This window comes from Streptomyces cacaoi, from assembly GCF_006539165.1.
Lineage (GTDB): Bacteria > Actinomycetota > Actinomycetes > Streptomycetales > Streptomycetaceae > Streptomyces > Streptomyces cacaoi.
In genome coordinates this window covers 1-15,062 of sequence record NZ_BJMM01000060.1, presented here as the reverse complement: position 1 = coordinate 15,062, position 15,062 = coordinate 1, and the positions used below count along the sequence as shown (strand labels likewise).

Here is a 15,062-nt window from a genome sequence, read left to right as displayed (position 1 = left end):
CGCGCGGAGCCGCGGGCCGCCGCGTTCGCGGGCGGGCGCGGGCGCGCGGGGCGGGCGGACGAGCGCGCGTGCGCGAGGGTGAGCATGCGGCGCGGGCGCGTGGGGCGCGGGCGTCGTCCCGTCACGGGAGCAGCGCGTCGCGCACCTCGGCGAGGAAGGTCAGCACCGGGCTCTCGGTGCGGTGCTGGGCCGCGGCGGCCTCTCCCCCGCCCATCAGCAGGCCCAGGAGCAGGGCGAAACCGAGCGCGGGCAGCAGCAGGCCCCACCACGGCACCCGGGTCTGCACGCCCTTCGCCGCGCGGGGCCGCTGTTCCGTGCTGGTGCGGGTCGCGGGGGCCGCCATGGTTCGCCTCCGGTGGGTCCGTCGTCCTGTTGCTTCGACGGTACGGACGGCGGGGCGGCCGGCCCATCAGGTGAGCCACCCACTCACCCCTGACCCGGCCCCCCTAGGGGTGGTGGGGCCAGCACCACCCCGAAGGCGGCGGGAGGCGGTTCAGGGGGCGGCGATGCTGGCGATCACACCGATGACGACCGTGACGGCGATCATGGCGCCGAAGATCATCAACAGCTTCTTCTGCGGTTTCGGCGGGTTCGGTTCGAGCACTGGCATGGGGCCAGTTTCGCACTCAGCGGCCGTCCTCGATGACCCGGTCCCGCCCGGCGAGCAGACCGACCGCCATCTGCCCCACCATCAGCGCCGCCATGAGCACCAGCGGGACGTTCCAGCCGCCGCTGACGTCGTGCAGGGCGCCGACGAGGAGCGGGCCGGGGATGGAGATGAGGTAGCCGGTGCTCTGCGAGAAGGCGGACAGCTTCACGACGCCCGCGCTGGAGCGGGACCGCATCCCGATCATGGTGAGGGCCAGCGGGAAGGCGCAGTTGGAGATGCCCAGCACCAGCGCCCAGGCCCACGCGCCGGACGCCGGGGCCAGCCACAGCCCGGCGTAGGAGATCAGGCCGCACGCCCCGAGGACGAGCACGAGCGGACCCTGGTGGCGCATCCGGGCCGCCATCTTCGGCAGGACGAAGGAGAGCGGGATGCCCATGCCCATCGTCACGGCGAGCATCAGCCCGGCCGAGGAGGCGGAGACGCCGGCGTCCCGGAAGATCTGCGGGAGCCAGCCCATGGTGATGTAGGCGGCGGACGCCTGGAGGCCGAAGAAGACGGCCAGCCACCACGCGGTGGGCGACTTGGTGATCCGCAGCGGGGCCGCGGCGGCGGCCGGCTTCCGGGCCCGGTTGCGCTCCTCGGCCTCCTCGGTCTCCTCGGGCACGGCCTCCTGCTCGGCCTGCGGTTCGGGGGTGCGCGCCGAGCGGTCCCGCAGGACGACGGCCCACGGGACGATCGCGACGGCGCCGAGCACGGCCCAGACGCCGAGCCCGACGCGCCAACTGCCGCCCAGCGCATCGGTCATGGGGACGGCGAGCGCGGCCGAGCCGGAGGTGCCCATGGCCAGGGCCATCGAGTAGACGCCGGTCATCGTGCCCACCCGGTCCGGGAACCAGTGCTTGACGACGACGGGCATGAGGACGTTGCTGACGGCGATTCCGGCGAGGGCGAGGGCCGTGGTGGCGAGGAAGGTGGCGGTGCCACCGGCGAAGGGCCGCAGCACCAGCCCGACGGTGATGGCGACCATTCCGGCCAGCACCACGGCGGCCGGGCCCTTCTGCCGGGCGAGGCGGGGCGCGAGCCCGCCGAAGATCGCGAAGCAGAGCGGGGGCACGGAGGTGAGCAGCCCGGCGACGGTGCCGTTCATGCCCAGGCCGTCCCGCACCTCCTCCAGGAGCGGCCCGAGCCCGGATATCGCGGGCCGGAGGTTGAGCGCGCCCAGGACGAGGCCCGCCACGACGAAGCGGAGCAGCCAGCGGGGAGCGGTGGCGCCCCCGGCGGGCGCGGTGCCTCCGCCGCCGTCGGAGGGGCCGGTCGTGCCGGGGCCCTCGGGGGTGCGGGGATCGATCGTCGCGCTGTCGGATTCGTCGTGTGCCATCGCCATACGCGCCATCATAGAATCATGGGATGAATCGCGGCCAATCGCTTTCCACCCCGTCCCGCCGCCGGGCTCCGGACAGCGGGGACCCTCCCGACGACCGGGACGGCCCCGGACACCCGGCCGGCGCGGCTCCCGGCTCCGCCCCGGGCACCGGCTCCGGCGCGCCGTCCGCCCCGCGCCCGCTCGCCGCTCCGCAGCGCGCCTCGCTCAGCGACCAGGTGATCGCGACGCTGCGCGAGCAGATCACCTCGGGCGCCTGGCCGGTCGGCAGCCGGATCCCGACCGAGCCCGAACTCGTCGAGCAGCTCGGGGTCGCCAGGAACACGGTGCGGGAGGCCGTGCGCGCGCTCGCGCACAACGGTCTGCTGGACATCAGGCAGGGCTCGGGCACCTACGTCATCGCCACCAGTGAGCTGGCCGGGGTGATGCACCGGCGGTTCGCCGACGCCGATCTCCAGCACGTCGCCGAGCTGCGTTCGGCGCTGGAGACGGCCGGCGCGAAGCTGGCGGCGGCACGGCGCACCGAGCAGGATCTGCACCGGCTCGACGGGCTGCTGGAGCGGCGGGAGTCCGCCTGGGAGTCGGGCGACGTCGACCGCTTCGTGGAGGCGGACCGCAGCCTGCACATGGGCGTGCTCGCGGCCTCGCACAACGAGGTGCTCTCCGCCCTGTACGCGGACCTGGCCGAGGTGCTGCTCGCCTTTCTCCGGGTGGACGTGGGCGACCGGCTCAGCCCCGAGGGCTACATGGACCACTCCCGGCTGCTCCGCGCGATCCGGGAGGGCGCCGTCGAGGACGCCGGACGGGAGGCCGCCGCACACACGGCGGAGTGGAGCCACGGGCCGTCACCGGCGGCCGGCTGAGCCCTTCCGCCGCACCGCTCCCCCGCGCGCGGCCCGGGCCGGGCTCCTGCTTCTCCGGGCCGCGCGCGGACGGACCGCCGCCGGGAGGGTCCGGGTACGCGAACGGGCCCGTCGTCCACCGGCCGGCAGGAAGGGTTGCACCGGCCGGCGGACGACGGGCCCGTCGGCGCCGGGGCCGGGCGGTGTGCCCGCCCCCGGCTCACGGCCGCACAGGCCGCCGATCGCGGGCGCTCAGGCGCCCATCATGTGCACGCCGCCGTCGACGTGCACGATCTCGCCCGTCGTACGCGGGAAGAAGTCCGACAGCAGCGCGACGACACCGCGGCCGGCCGGGTCCGGGTCGGTCAGCTCCCAGCCGATGGGGGCGCGGTGGTTCCACACGTCGGCCAGCTCCTCGAAGCCCGGGATCGACTTGGCGGCCATCGACTTGATGGGGCCGGCCGAGACCAGGTTGCAGCGGATGCCGCGCGGCCCCAGGTCGCGCGCCAGGTAGCGGCTGGTGGACTCCAGGGCGGCCTTGGCCACGCCCATCCAGTCGTACTTGGGCCAGGCGAGCTGCGCGTCGAAGGTGAGGCCGACGACGGAGCTGCCCTCGTGCAGGAGCGGCAGGCACGCCGTCGTCAGGGACTTGAGCGAGTAGGCGGAGACGTGCAGCGCCGTGCTGACGTCCTCCCAGCCGCCCTGAAGGAAGTTGAAGGCGCCCTCCGGGCCGAAGGCGATGGAGTGGACGACGCCGTCGAGGCGCGCGTCCTCCCCCCAGTGCTCCTTGATCTTGCCGGGCAGCGCGTCCAGGTGCTCCTGGTTGGTGGCGTCCAGCTCGATGACGGGCGCGGGCTCCGGAAGCCGCTTGGCGATCCGCTCGACGAGGGAGACCCGGCCGAACCCGGTGAGGAGCACCTCGGCCCCCTGCTCCTGCGCGACCTTGGCCGCGTGGAAGGCGATCGACCCGTCGGTGATGACGCCGGTGACGAGGATCCGCTTTCCGGCGAGGATTCCGCTCATTGTTTCAGTGACCCATGCCCAATCCGCCGTCCACGGGAATGACGGCTCCGGTGATGTACGCGGCCTCGTCGGACGCCAGGAAGCGGACCGAGGAGGCGACCTCCTCGGGCTGGGCGTAACGGCCCAGCGGCACCTGCTTGACGAAATCGGCGCGCTGTTCGTCGCTGAGCGCACGCGTCATGTCGGTGTCGACGAAGCCGGGCGAGACGACGTTGCAGGTGATGTTGCGGGACCCCAGCTCGCGCGAGAGCGAGCGGGCGAAACCGACCAGACCGGCCTTGGAGGCGGCGTAGTTGGCCTGCCCGGCCTGCCCCATCAGTCCGACGACCGAGGAGATCAGCACGATACGACCCTTGCGGGCACGCAGCATGCCGCGGGCGGCGCGCTTGACGACGCGGTAGGTGCCGGTGAGGTTCGTGTCCAGGACGGCGCTGAAGTCCTCCTCGGACATGCGCAGCAGGAGCTGGTCACGGGTGATGCCCGCGTTGGCGACGAGCACCTCGACCGGGCCCTGCTTCTCCTCGACCTCCTTGTAGGCGGCCTCCACCTGCTCGGGGTCGGTGATGTCGCACCTGACCCCGAACAGGCCCTCCGGCGGCTCGCCTGAGCGATGGGTGACGGCGACGGCGTCGCCCCCCTCGGCGAAGGCACGGGCGATGGCGAGCCCGATGCCGCGGTTCCCTCCGGTGACGAGCACTGAGCGGCTCAAGCGTGACCACCCTCTCTGCGTTGGCTGTCGGTCGGTCGCAAGCTGTCCTGCGCAGGTAGAACCTATCCGCCGCCCGGTCGCGGGGAGGAATCGGGCATGGACAGGGGGCCGGGCGGGCTCCTGTGGAGTCCCTACAGAAGAGGCGTGCGTACGGTACGGGGAGCCGAGCCGGGGACGGGCGCCCCGCGGGCGGACGGGGGCGGCCCGGGCGCACCTGCCGGGACGGCGCGGTGTCGGGGGCGGCGCATAGACTCTCCGGTGACCCATCCGTACCGACGCACCAGGACAGTGACGTGACACGCCTCGGCGATTCCGTACAGCGAGCCGGCGAACTGCTGGCCCAGGACCTCTCCTCCGACAGGACCGTCGAGCAGCTGCTCACGGAGACGGGTTCGCGTCGCTATCTGGATCTGAGCGATCTCCCGGCCGCCGAGCAGGCGCGGCTGATCGGTGCCCGCGCCGTCGAACTCCTGCCGTCCGTGGAGAAGCTGGCCGAGCGCATCGACGAGCGCCGTGCCCAGGGCAACGGCCTGCGGATCAAGCTGGGCATCGACCCGACGGCGGCGGATGTGCATCTGGGCCACGCGGTCCCGGTGATCATCCTCAGCCGGTTCCAGCGCATGGGCCACGAGGTGACGCTGATCATCGGCGACTTCACCGCCAAGATCGGCGACCCCTCGGGCCGGACGGCCGAGCGCCCGCCGCTGACCGACGAGGACATCGCCCGGAACCTGGCGGGCTACCGGGACCAGGTGCGCCCCTTCTTCGACTTCGAGAAGGTCCGCTTCGCCTACAACAGCCAGTGGCTGAGCGGCTTCACGCTGCCGCAGCTGCTCGGGCTGCTCTCCCAGGTGCCGGTCTCCGCCCTGCTCCAGCGCGACGACTTCCGCAACCGGCTCTCCGAGGGCTCGGGCCTGACGATGTCCGAGCTGCTCTACCCCGTCGCCCAGGCGCTGGACTCCGTCGAGCTGGACTGCGACGTGGAGTTGGGCGGCGTCGACCAGCTGCTGAACCTCCAGATGGGCCGCAGGGTCATGGAGGTCCGCGGTCAGCAGCCGCAGTTGGTGGTCACGATGCCGCTGGTGGAGGGCACCGACGGCTCGGGCGCCAAGATGTCGAAGTCCAAGGGCAATTACGTCGGTCTCTCCAGCAGCCCCGACGAGGTCTTCGGCAAGATCATGTCGATCCCCGACCGGCTGATGGTGCCCTACCTGCGCGCCTGGACCGAGTGGACGGACGAGGAGATCACGCAGGTGACGGCCCGGCTGGAGGCGCGCTCGCTGCACCCGATGGATCTGAAGAAGATCCTGGCGGGCGAGGTCGTCACGGCGCTGCACGGCGTCGAGGCGGCGATGGCGGCGCGGGCCGGGTTCGTGGCGCAGTTCTCCAAGAAGTCCTTCGCCGACGTCGGCACGCTGCCCGTCGTGGAGCTGTCCGAGCACGGCGCGGAGGGCATCGCGACGGTGCTGAGCAAGGTGCTGGAGTTCACCCCGAGCGCTTCGGCGGCGCGCCGTGTCGCCAAGCAGAACGGTCTGCGGCTCGTCATCGAGAAGGGCGAGGAGAAGCAGCGCGCGGTGGTGCTGGCGGAGAGCGAGGCGCTGCGTCCGCTGGCCGAGGTCGTCCGCGAGGCGGTGGCCGCGCAGCCGGAGGGCACGGCGGACGCGGTGTACCTCAAGGCCGGCCGGAAGATCGCCCAGATCCGGGGGCTCTGAGCCCGCCGCCCCGGGTGCGACGGCCCGCGGCCCGGGGCGCGCCTACGGCGACTCACGCTGCCCGGCTACGTCCGACGACGTAGCCGGGCAGCGCCTTTCCGGCGCAGCCGTGCCGGTCGCCCGGGCCCCGCGCCCCGGTCTCGAAGCCGTCGCACCCGGGGCGTACCGTGGAAAGGACCGGGACCCCCGGGCACGGGCCGCGGGGGACGGCGTGGCACGCAGGTGGTGGAACGTGATGCGGAAGCGGCAGCAGCCGGAGGTGTTCCGGATCACCGGGGCCCGTCAGGGTCTCCAGGAGGATGTGCGGGGCAGACAGCGCCGCTATGTGATCTCCATGCTGTGCCGTACGGTCGCGGTCCTGCTGGCCGTGCTGCTGTGGAATGTGCAGCTCCCGCTGGCAGTTGCGGCGCTCGTGCTCGGTGCGGTGATGCCGTACGTGGCCGTCGTCTTCGCCAACGCGGGCCGGGAGAACGCGCCTTCGCTTCCCACGACGGTGCTCGACGGGCCGCCGAAACCGGAACTGCCGAAGCCGGAAGGCGCGGCGGAAGGTGCCAGGCGCTCCCCGAACGTGGGCTCCGACGACCGCAGTTGACCGGCGGCTGACCGGCAGGGTTGTACCAAGCTCAAGAAAAGCTCAGATCAATCATGCGGTTCCGGTGCACTCCGCGGGGTCCGGCATGCCATACTTCAGTTGCGCTCCGCATCCCCCGTCGGAGCGATGGACCGACGCCGGGCGGCTCCCCCCGTGGCTGCCCGGCGTCGCTATTTCTGTGGGCGCTGAGGGATGATGGCGGGGTGTTTCCTCCGTCTCCCTCCGCTTCCCCGTCCCCGTCCGGCCCGGCAGACTCCTCCGGCTCGTCCGGCGCCTCCGGTCCTTCCGGTCCCTCCGGCCTCTCCGGCCCGGCCGGTTCCGCCGCCTCCGCCGGCACCGGGGCCGTGATCTGCTCCGCCAAGGGCTGCCGCGCCCCGGCCGTCTGGGTGCTCGCCTGGAACAACCCGAAGCTGCACACGCCGGAACGCCGCAAGACGTGGCTCGCGTGCGACGAACACCGCGAGTACCTGGGGAAGTTCCTCGGGGCGCGCGGCTTTCTGAAGGACACCGTGCCGCTTGAGGAGTGGGAGCGGGAGCACGGCTCCGACGGCTGACCGGGACGGTCGGCCGGGCGCGCGGCCGTGCCCCGGGTCCGGCGCGCGGGCGGCCCGGGGAGCGGCCGGGGCGGGTGCGCCGCCGGTCAGCCGCCGATCGCCGACATCGGGCGCTGCGGCTGCACGAACGAGGGATCGTCGATCCCCGCTCCGGCCTTCTTGCCCCACATCGCGGTGCGCCAGCGCCCGGCGATCTCGGCGTCCGAGGCGCCCTCGCGCAGGGCACCGCGCAGATCCGACTCCTCCGTCGCGAACAGGCAGGTGCGCACCTGCCCGTCGGCGGTCAGCCGGGTGCGGTCGCAGGCCCGGCAGAACGGCCGGGTGACAGAGGCGATGACGCCCACGCGCTGCGGACCGCCGTCCACCAGCCAGCGCTCGGCGGGCGCCGAGCCGCGCGCGTCCTCGCCCTCCGGGGTGAGCCGGAAGCGGGTGCGCAGGGACTCCAGGATGTCCCCGGCGGTGATCATCCCCTCGCGCTGCCAGCCGTGCTGGGCGTCCAGCGGCATCTGCTCGATGAAGCGCAGCTCGTAGTCCTCCTCCAGCGCCCAGGAGAGCAGGTCGGGCGCCTCGGTGTCGTTGAGCCCGGGCATCAGGACGGCGTTCACCTTCACCGGTGTGAGGCCGGCCTCGCGTGCGGCGGCCAGCCCGCGCAGCACATCGGCGTGCCGCTTGCGGCGGGTCATGCGCTGGAAGGTGTCCGGATCGAGCGTGTCCAGCGAGACGTTGACGCGGTCCAGGCCGGCCTCGCGCAGGGCGGGAGCGGTGCGCTCCAGGCCGATGCCGTTGGTCGTCAGGGAGAGCCGGGGGCGCGGTTCCAGCTCGGCGCAGCGGGCGACGATGCCGGTGAGGCCGGGGCGCAGCAGCGGCTCGCCTCCGGTGAACCGCACCTCGGTGACGCCGAGTTCGGTCACGGCGATGCGCACGAGGCGGACGATCTCGTCGTCGGTGAGCAGCTGCGGTTTCGCGAGCCACTGGAGGCCCTCTTCGGGCATGCAGTAGGTGCACCGCAGGTTGCACCGGTCGGTCAGCGAAACGCGCAGGTCGGTGGCGACCCGGCCGTAGGTGTCGAGCAGCATGCTGACGCCCCTCCCTGGTACGTGATCCGTCTCGCAGCGTAAGCCACCTTTGTGGGAAACGACAGCTCGGCGAGGTGGCCGGGCGGTGACGCTGTGCGACCCGGGGCAGGTGGGGCGTTCCCGTCCGTGCGGCGGAACGCCGCGCCGGCGCCCGCCCGGAGGCGGACGCCGGCGCCGTGTCGTTCGCGGGCGGGCCCGCGCGGCAGCGGTGGTGTCAGTGCGCGCCGGTACCGGTCATGGAACGCACCTCCAGCTCGGCGTACTTCCTGCCGCCCGCGTGCTCGTCCCGGGACAGCAGCGAGCCGATCCAGCCGAGCAGGAAGCCCAGCGGAATGGAGATCAGTCCGGGGTTCTCCAGCGGGAACCAGGCGAAGTCCACGTCCGGGAACATCGAGGTCTCCTTGCCCGAGACGACGGGCGAGAAGAGGACGAGCACGACGGACGAGAAGAGGCCGCCGTAGATGGACCACAGCGCGCCCGCCGTCGTGAACCGCTTCCAGAACAGGCTGTAGAGCAGCGTCGGCAGGTTGGCGGAGGCCGCGACCGCGAAGGCCAGCGCGACGAGGCCGGCGACGTTCAGCTTGCCCGCGAAGATGCCCAGGGCGATGGCCACGGCGCCGATGATCACGGCGGAGATCCGGGCGGCCCGCACCTCCTCCTTCTCGCTCGCCTCGCCCTTGCGGATGACGTTGGCGTACAGGTCGTGCGCGAACGACGAGGACGAGGCGAGGGTGAGCCCCGCGACGACGGCCAGGATGGTCGCGAAGGCCACCGCGGAGATCATCGCCAGCAGGATGGCGCCGCCGGCGGAGTCGCTGCCGCCGCCGATCGCCTCGGCGAGCAGCGGGGCCGCGGTGTTGCCCGCCGCGTTGGAGTCGGTGATCGTCTTCGGGCTGAGCAGCGCGGCGGCGCCGAAGCCCAGCGCGATCGTCATCAGGTAGAAGACGCCGATGATGCCGATGGCCCAGTTCACCGATTTCCGGGCGGCCTTGGCCGTCGGGACGGTGTAGAAGCGGATGAGGATGTGGGGCAGCCCCGCGGTACCGAGGACGAGCGCGATACCCAGCGAGATGAAGTCGATCTTCGAGGTGGTGCTCACCCCGTACTTCAGCCCGGGCTCCAGGAACGCGGCGCCCTTGCCGCTGTTCTCGGCCGCGGCGCCGAGCAGCGAGGAGATGTTGTAGTTGTACTTGTGCAGCACCAGGACGGTGATGATCAGGGTGCCGCCGATCAGCAGGCACGCCTTGATCATCTGGACCCAGGTGGTGCCCTTCATCCCGCCGATCGTCACATAGAGGATCATGACGATCCCGACGAAGACGACGATCAGGTTCTTGCCCGTCTCGCCGGTGATCCCCAGCAGCAGGGCGACGAGCGCTCCCGCGCCGACCATCTGGGCGAGCAGATAGAAGATCGAGACGATGATGGTGGACACCCCGGCGGCCGTCCGCACGGGACGCTGCCGCATCCGGTAGGCCAGCACGTCGCCCATGGTGTAGCGGCCGGAGTTGCGCAGCGGCTCGGCGACCAGCAGCAGCGCGACGAGCCAGGCGACGAGGAACCCGATCGAGTAGAGGAATCCGTCGTACCCGGACAGGGCGATGGCGCCGGCGATGCCGAGGAAGGACGCCGCCGACATGTAGTCGCCGGAGATCGCGAGACCGTTCTGGAAACCGCTGAACTGCCGCCCGCCCGCGTAGAAGTCGGTGGCGTCCTTCGTCCTGCGTCCCGCCCAGACGGTGACGACGAGGGTGATGACGACGAACACCGAGAAGAGCGTGATGATCAACGGCCGGTGCTCGCTGGCCCCTTCGGCCGCGAGGCCCACGGTGGGCGCGGCGAGCTGCTGGGTGACGCTCATGCCTCGCCCTCCTCGTTCTCCGCGGCGCCGGAGCGTCCGCCGGACGGCCCGCTTCCGGAATCGGCCGCCTCCAGGCGGTTCTTGATGGCCGTGGACCTGGGGTCGAGCTTCGAGGCGGCGAAGCGGGAGTACCACCAGGCGATGAGGAACGTCGTCACGAACTGGGCGAGGCCGAAGACGAGCGCGACGTTGACGTTGCCGGCCACCTTGATGGCCATGAACCCGCCCGCGTAGTTGGAGAGCAGGACGTAGAGCAGGTACCAGACGATGAACGCGACGGTGAGCGGGAAGACGAACGAGCGGTAGCTGCGGCGCAGTTCGCCGAACTCGGCGCTGCGTTGCACCTCCGTGTAGTCCGGGGCGCCCGGTGGCCCGGATCCGGGGTGCTGGGGGGCGGTGTCCACAGTGACTCCCGACGGCATGTGGTGAGCGGAGGGGCGGAGACGCACGCCCGAGACGAACGGGGCACGGGACGCGTGCTCGGTGTGACGCAGGTCTCCCTCCCGTACGGTCCGCGCATCGTAGATCGCGGTCTGTCGCCGCAACAGGGGGCGGCAGCGGAATCAACGGCGCACGATCAACGCCTCGCACACCCTCCGGACTTTCTCCATCAATCCATTGCAGTTCCGCACCTCACAGAGATAACTTCCGTCGCCAGTGGACAAGTTCAAACGACATGGAGAACCCATGCATTCAAGACCTTCCAGACGGCGTCGCGCTCTCGCGGTGCCGCTGGGACTGGTGCTGACCGCTTCCCTCGGCCTGGCGGGCGCCGCCGCCGCGAGCGCACAGGACGGGCAGGCCGGCCAGGACGCCAGGACCGCCTCCGCGGCGCAGTCCGCGGGCGCGAAGGCGAAGCCGGGCGAGAAGCTCAGCTACGTCGTCAACACCGCGACCGACCGGAAAACCGTCGAACGGGTCAAGAACCGGATACGCAAGGCCGACGGCAAGGTCGTCGCCGCGTACGGCAAGATCGGCGTCATCGTCGCGCACTCGGCGAACCCGGAGTTCGGCGAGAAGCTCCGCGCCGTCAAGGGGGTTTCCTCCGCCGGCGCCACCCGCACCGCCCCGATGAAGGCCGCCACCACCACCGAGGTGGGCAAGCCCGTCTTCGTGAAGGAGCCGAAGGCCCTCAAGAAGACCAAGAGCGCCGACGGGCAGGAGCCGCTGGAGTCCCTCCAGTGGGACAAGCGGGCCATCAACGCCGACAAGGCCGCGAAGATCGACGAGGGCAGCAGGGACGTCACGGTCGGCGTCATCGACACCGGCGTGGACGACACCCACCCCGATCTGAAGGCCAACTTCTCCGCGGGCCAGTCCGCCAGCTGCGTCGGCGGCAAGGCGGACACGAAGCGGGGCGCCTGGCGCCCCTACGACCCGTCCGAGGACTACCACGGCACGCACGTCGCCGGCATCATCGGCGCCCCCCGCAACGGCGTCGGCATCGCGGGCACGGCGCCCGGCGTGAAGCTCGCCTCGATCAAGGTGAGCGAGCCGGAGACCTCGCTCTTCTACACCGAGGCCGTCGTCTGCGCGATGGTCTTCGCCGCCGACCACGGCATCGAGGTCACCAACAACAGCTATTACACCGACCCCTGGCTCTACAACTGCGCGGACCAGGCGGACCAGAAGGCCATCGCGGACGCGGTGGGCCGGGCCGTCAAGTACGCCCAGGGCAAGGGTGTGACCACGGTCAGCTCGGCGGGCAACTCCTCCCAGGACCACGCCACCGACTCGATCGTCGACGACACGAGCCCCAACGACTCCACCCCCGTCGAGCGCACCATCGACCCGGCCGAGTGCCTCGATGTGCCCACGATGCTGGACGGCGCGATCTCCGTCTCCGCCAGCGGCCCGGAGAGCCTGAAGTCGTACTACTCCAACTACGGCCTGGACCAGATCGACGTCACGGCGCCCGGCGGTGACCGCAGGTACCAGACGCCGGACGAGCCGGCGAAGGACGGCGGCGTGCTGTCCACCATGCCGAACGGCGACTACGCCTACCTCCAGGGCACCTCGATGGCCGGCCCGCAGGTCGCCGGCGTGGCGGCGCTCATCAAGAGCAAGCACCCGCAGGCCACTCCGCAGGAGATCGCCTGGCGGCTGAAGGCCCAGGCGAAGACCCTGCCGTGCCCGGAGAGCTACGACCCGGACGGCAAGGGCACCTACAAGGCCGAGTGCACCGGCGTTCGGGGCAACAACAGCTTCTACGGCCACGGCCTCGTCGACGCCCTGGCGGCCGTCACCCGGTGACCCCGCCGCGCACCGGCACGCACGTCGCGAACTGATGTGACGTCAGGCCCGGTCGGGGCCGGACCTCCGCGCGGGGTCCGGCCCCTTCGCGCCCGCCTGCGCACCCGGACGAGGGCGAACGGCCGCCGCGCACCCGGGGGTTGCCGACACCCCTGGCACTCCGGGCACATGCCGTGCTTCCGGGCGAGCCCGGCGAGTGCGACGAGTTCGGCGAGCCCGACGAGTTCGGCCAGTGCGGCATGTTCGGCGAGTTCGGCGGAACGACGGTGACATTCGCCCCGTTTGCGGGCACTCCGGCCGTGCGGCACCGGGCGGCCTCCAGCACTGTCGGTGCCGACCCGTATTCTCTGGGACCATGCTCGACGACACCACGGCACGCACGGACGGCACGTCCGCGCACCTCCCCGCGCAGCCCGCCGACGCCCGGCCGACCGCGGGCTGGCCGGCCGGATATCCGGACGGCTACGCGGTGGTGGACGTCGAGACCACGGGGCTCGCGCGCGACGACCGCATAGTCTCCGCCGCCGTCTACCGCCTCGACTCCCGCGGCGAGGTCGAGGACCACTGGTACACCCTCGTCAACCCGCAGCGCGATCCCGGCCCCACCTGGATCCACGGGCTCACGTCCGAGGCCCTCGCGGACGCACCGCTGTTCGAGGAGATCGCCGACGAACTGGCCGCACGGCTCCGGGACCGGGTGCTGGTCGCGCACAACGCCATCTTCGACTGGTCCATGATCGCCCGGGAGTACGCCAGAGCCCGGCGCGAGGCACCGGTGCGCCGGCGGCTGTGCACCATCGCGCTGTCCAAGACGCTCGCCCTCCCGCTGCCCAACCACAAGCTGGAGTCCCTCGCGGCCCACTACGGCGTCGTCCAGGAACACGCGCACCACGCGCTCGACGACGCACGGGTGCTGGCCGAGGCGTTCCGGCCCGCCCTGCGGCTCGCCGCCAGCCGCGAGGCACGGCTGCCGCTGCTGGCCTGCCAGCCGCTGAGCGAGTGGTCGGACCGCATCGTGCCGCGCTCCTCCTCCGGCGGTTCGAGCGGCTACCGCTCCGGCTCCTACGGACGCAGCTGGCGCCCCGCCCGCAAGCGCCCCGCCTGCCCGTACCCCAACCCCGGCCGCTACGAGCCGGGCGGCAGGCTCGTCCAGGGCATGCGGGTGGCGATCTCCGGGGACACCTCCGTGGACCGCGAACTGCTGGAGGACCGCGCGATCGAGGCCGGGCTGCACATCGCCACCAGCGTCTCCCGGCTCACCAGCCTGCTGGTCACCAACGATCCCGAAGCGGACACCTCCAAGCTCGTCAAGGCCCGCTCGTTCGGCACGCCGGTCATCGACGAGGCGGCCTTCAGCCAGCTCCTCCAGGACGTGCAGGAAGCCGCCCCCGCGCCCGGCGGATGAGCCCCTGCGGGTACCGTCAGTAGGCGTGTACCGCTTCCTGTTGTCCCGGCAGTGGGTGATCCTCACCCTGCTCGGCCTCGTGCTCATCCCCACGATGATCAAGCTGGGCTTCTGGCAGCTCCATCGCCACGAGGCACGGGTCGCCCGCAACGAGGAGGTCGCCGCCGCCCTCCACACGCGCACGGTGCCCGTCACCGAGCTGACGGGCAGGCACCGCGGCCCGTCCGACAAGGACAAGTTCCGGCCGGTCACGGCGCGCGGCACGTTCGACGAGAAGCACGAGGTCGTCGTGCGGCACCGCACGGCGGCGGACGGCGACACCATCGGCTACTTCGTCGTCACCCCGCTCGTCCTGAAGGACGGTTCGGCCCTGCTCGTCAACCGCGGCTGGATCCGCGCCGACCGCGATCTGACCGCCTTCCCCGACGTGCCGCCGGCGCCCCGGGGCGAGGTGACCGTCCGGGGCCGGATGATGCCCGACGAGACGACCGAGGCCAGCGGCATCAAGGACACCAAGGGCCTGCCCGACCGGCAGGTCATGCTGATCAACAGCAGGCAGCAGGAGAAGCGGCTGCACCAGCCCGTGCTGCGCGGCTTCGTCCAGCTCACCTCCAGCTCCCCGAAGGGCCAGGGCAAGCAGCCCGAAGTCCTGCCCGAGCCCGACCACTCCGGCATCGGGCCGCACATGGCCTACGCCGTCCAGTGGTGGCTGTTCACGGGCGCCGTTCCCGTCGGGTGGGTCATCCTCGTCCGCCGCGAGGCCCAGGAGCGCCGCCGCAAGGCCGACGGCGGCACGGCCCCGGGCGGCGGCACCACGGCGACGGGCCCCGGCCCCGACCATGACCCCGATCCCGGCTCCGGCTCCGGCTCCGGCAACGAAGCCCCCGCGGAGAACGACGCCGTGGAGAACGCCGCCAGGAAGGACGACGCCCCGGGGAACGGCACCGCACGGGACGGCAGCGCCGCCGAGGACGGGACCGAGCACGAGCCCGAGGACGCCACGGCGCCCGCCACGGCTGCGGCGGGCGACCGGTCCGCGGCCCG

The 15,062-nt window shown here is 72.1% G+C and carries 14 protein-coding genes and 1 pseudogene; 7 read left to right on the top strand and 8 right to left on the bottom strand.

Annotated features, from left to right (window positions below):
- Positions 1 to 121: 121 nt before the first annotated feature.
- From SCA03_RS30985 to SCA03_RS30980, 3 genes are all read right to left on the bottom strand, one after another.
- A complete protein-coding gene (locus SCA03_RS30985) occupies positions 122 to 343 on the bottom strand; it encodes a hypothetical protein (RefSeq protein ID WP_030885035.1) in 222 nt (73 codons plus the stop codon).
- Between the two features lie 150 nt (positions 344 to 493).
- Positions 494 to 610 carry an SGM_5486 family transporter-associated protein gene (locus tag SCA03_RS36905; RefSeq protein ID WP_267883234.1) on the bottom strand — a complete coding sequence of 39 codons (117 nt, stop codon included), beginning with the start codon at positions 608 to 610 and terminating at the stop codon, positions 494 to 496.
- A gap of 16 nt (positions 611 to 626) precedes the next feature.
- Positions 627 to 1,994, bottom strand: a complete 1,368-nt coding sequence (locus tag SCA03_RS30980) for a CynX/NimT family MFS transporter (protein WP_371864019.1) — start codon at positions 1,992 to 1,994, stop codon at positions 627 to 629.
- Between the two features lie 23 nt (positions 1,995 to 2,017).
- Between SCA03_RS30980 and SCA03_RS30975 the strand changes: the two genes are divergently transcribed.
- Entirely contained in the window at positions 2,018 to 2,854 is an 837-nt protein-coding gene (locus tag SCA03_RS30975; protein ID WP_086815059.1) for a FadR/GntR family transcriptional regulator, read from the top strand.
- 231 nt (positions 2,855 to 3,085) lie between these two features.
- On the opposite strand, the gene fabI is transcribed toward SCA03_RS30975, so the two are convergent.
- Both fabI and fabG read right to left on the bottom strand, forming a co-directional pair.
- Positions 3,086 to 3,856 (bottom strand): enoyl-ACP reductase FabI, encoded by a 771-nt coding sequence (gene fabI, locus SCA03_RS30970; RefSeq protein WP_030885043.1) that lies wholly within the window; start codon positions 3,854 to 3,856, stop codon positions 3,086 to 3,088.
- A gap of 4 nt (positions 3,857 to 3,860) precedes the next feature.
- On the bottom strand, positions 3,861 to 4,565 hold the full coding sequence (gene fabG, locus SCA03_RS30965) for a 3-oxoacyl-[acyl-carrier-protein] reductase (RefSeq protein WP_030885046.1): 705 nt from the start codon (positions 4,563 to 4,565) through the stop codon (positions 3,861 to 3,863).
- Positions 4,566 to 4,858: 293 nt separating this feature from the next.
- Between fabG and tyrS the strand changes: the two genes are divergently transcribed.
- The 3 genes from tyrS to SCA03_RS30950 all read left to right on the top strand — a co-directional run bounded on the left by tyrS (position 4,859) and on the right by SCA03_RS30950 (position 7,423).
- Positions 4,859 to 6,277, top strand: a complete 1,419-nt coding sequence (gene tyrS / locus SCA03_RS30960; RefSeq protein ID WP_086815058.1) for a tyrosine--tRNA ligase — start codon at positions 4,859 to 4,861, stop codon at positions 6,275 to 6,277.
- 235 nt (positions 6,278 to 6,512) lie between these two features.
- Positions 6,513 to 6,869 carry a DUF3099 domain-containing protein gene (locus SCA03_RS30955; RefSeq protein WP_030886907.1) on the top strand — a complete coding sequence of 119 codons (357 nt, stop codon included), beginning with the start codon at positions 6,513 to 6,515 and terminating at the stop codon, positions 6,867 to 6,869.
- Between the two features lie 344 nt (positions 6,870 to 7,213).
- Complete coding sequence (locus SCA03_RS30950; RefSeq protein ID WP_037849863.1) at positions 7,214 to 7,423, top strand: hypothetical protein; 210 nt, start codon at positions 7,214 to 7,216, stop codon at positions 7,421 to 7,423.
- Between the two features lie 86 nt (positions 7,424 to 7,509).
- Here SCA03_RS30950 and moaA read toward each other — a convergent pair whose 3' ends face one another.
- The 3 genes and pseudogenes from moaA to SCA03_RS30935 all read right to left on the bottom strand — a co-directional run.
- Positions 7,510 to 8,499 carry a GTP 3',8-cyclase MoaA gene (moaA, locus tag SCA03_RS30945; RefSeq protein WP_030885058.1) on the bottom strand — a complete coding sequence of 330 codons (990 nt, stop codon included), beginning with the start codon at positions 8,497 to 8,499 and terminating at the stop codon, positions 7,510 to 7,512.
- Positions 8,500 to 8,713: 214 nt separating this feature from the next.
- Positions 8,714 to 10,360 carry a monocarboxylic acid transporter gene (locus SCA03_RS30940; protein ID WP_030885062.1) on the bottom strand — a complete coding sequence of 549 codons (1,647 nt, stop codon included), beginning with the start codon at positions 10,358 to 10,360 and terminating at the stop codon, positions 8,714 to 8,716.
- A gap of 68 nt (positions 10,361 to 10,428) precedes the next feature.
- Positions 10,429 to 10,782: pseudogene (locus tag SCA03_RS30935) on the bottom strand (DUF485 domain-containing protein); the annotation flags it as partial.
- Positions 10,783 to 11,047: 265 nt separating this feature from the next.
- On the opposite strand from SCA03_RS30935, the gene SCA03_RS30930 reads away from it, so the two are divergent.
- The 3 genes from SCA03_RS30930 to SCA03_RS30920 all read left to right on the top strand — a co-directional run.
- Entirely contained in the window at positions 11,048 to 12,613 is a 1,566-nt protein-coding gene (locus SCA03_RS30930; protein ID WP_170297893.1) for a S8 family peptidase, read from the top strand.
- Positions 12,614 to 12,968: 355 nt separating this feature from the next.
- Positions 12,969 to 14,018, top strand: coding sequence for a DEDDh family exonuclease (locus tag SCA03_RS30925; RefSeq protein ID WP_030885071.1), 1,050 nt, complete (start codon positions 12,969 to 12,971; stop codon positions 14,016 to 14,018).
- Positions 14,019 to 14,043: 25 nt separating this feature from the next.
- A partial coding sequence (locus SCA03_RS30920) for an SURF1 family cytochrome oxidase biogenesis protein (protein ID WP_371864017.1) occupies positions 14,044 to 15,062 on the top strand: 1,019 nt, incomplete at its 3' end.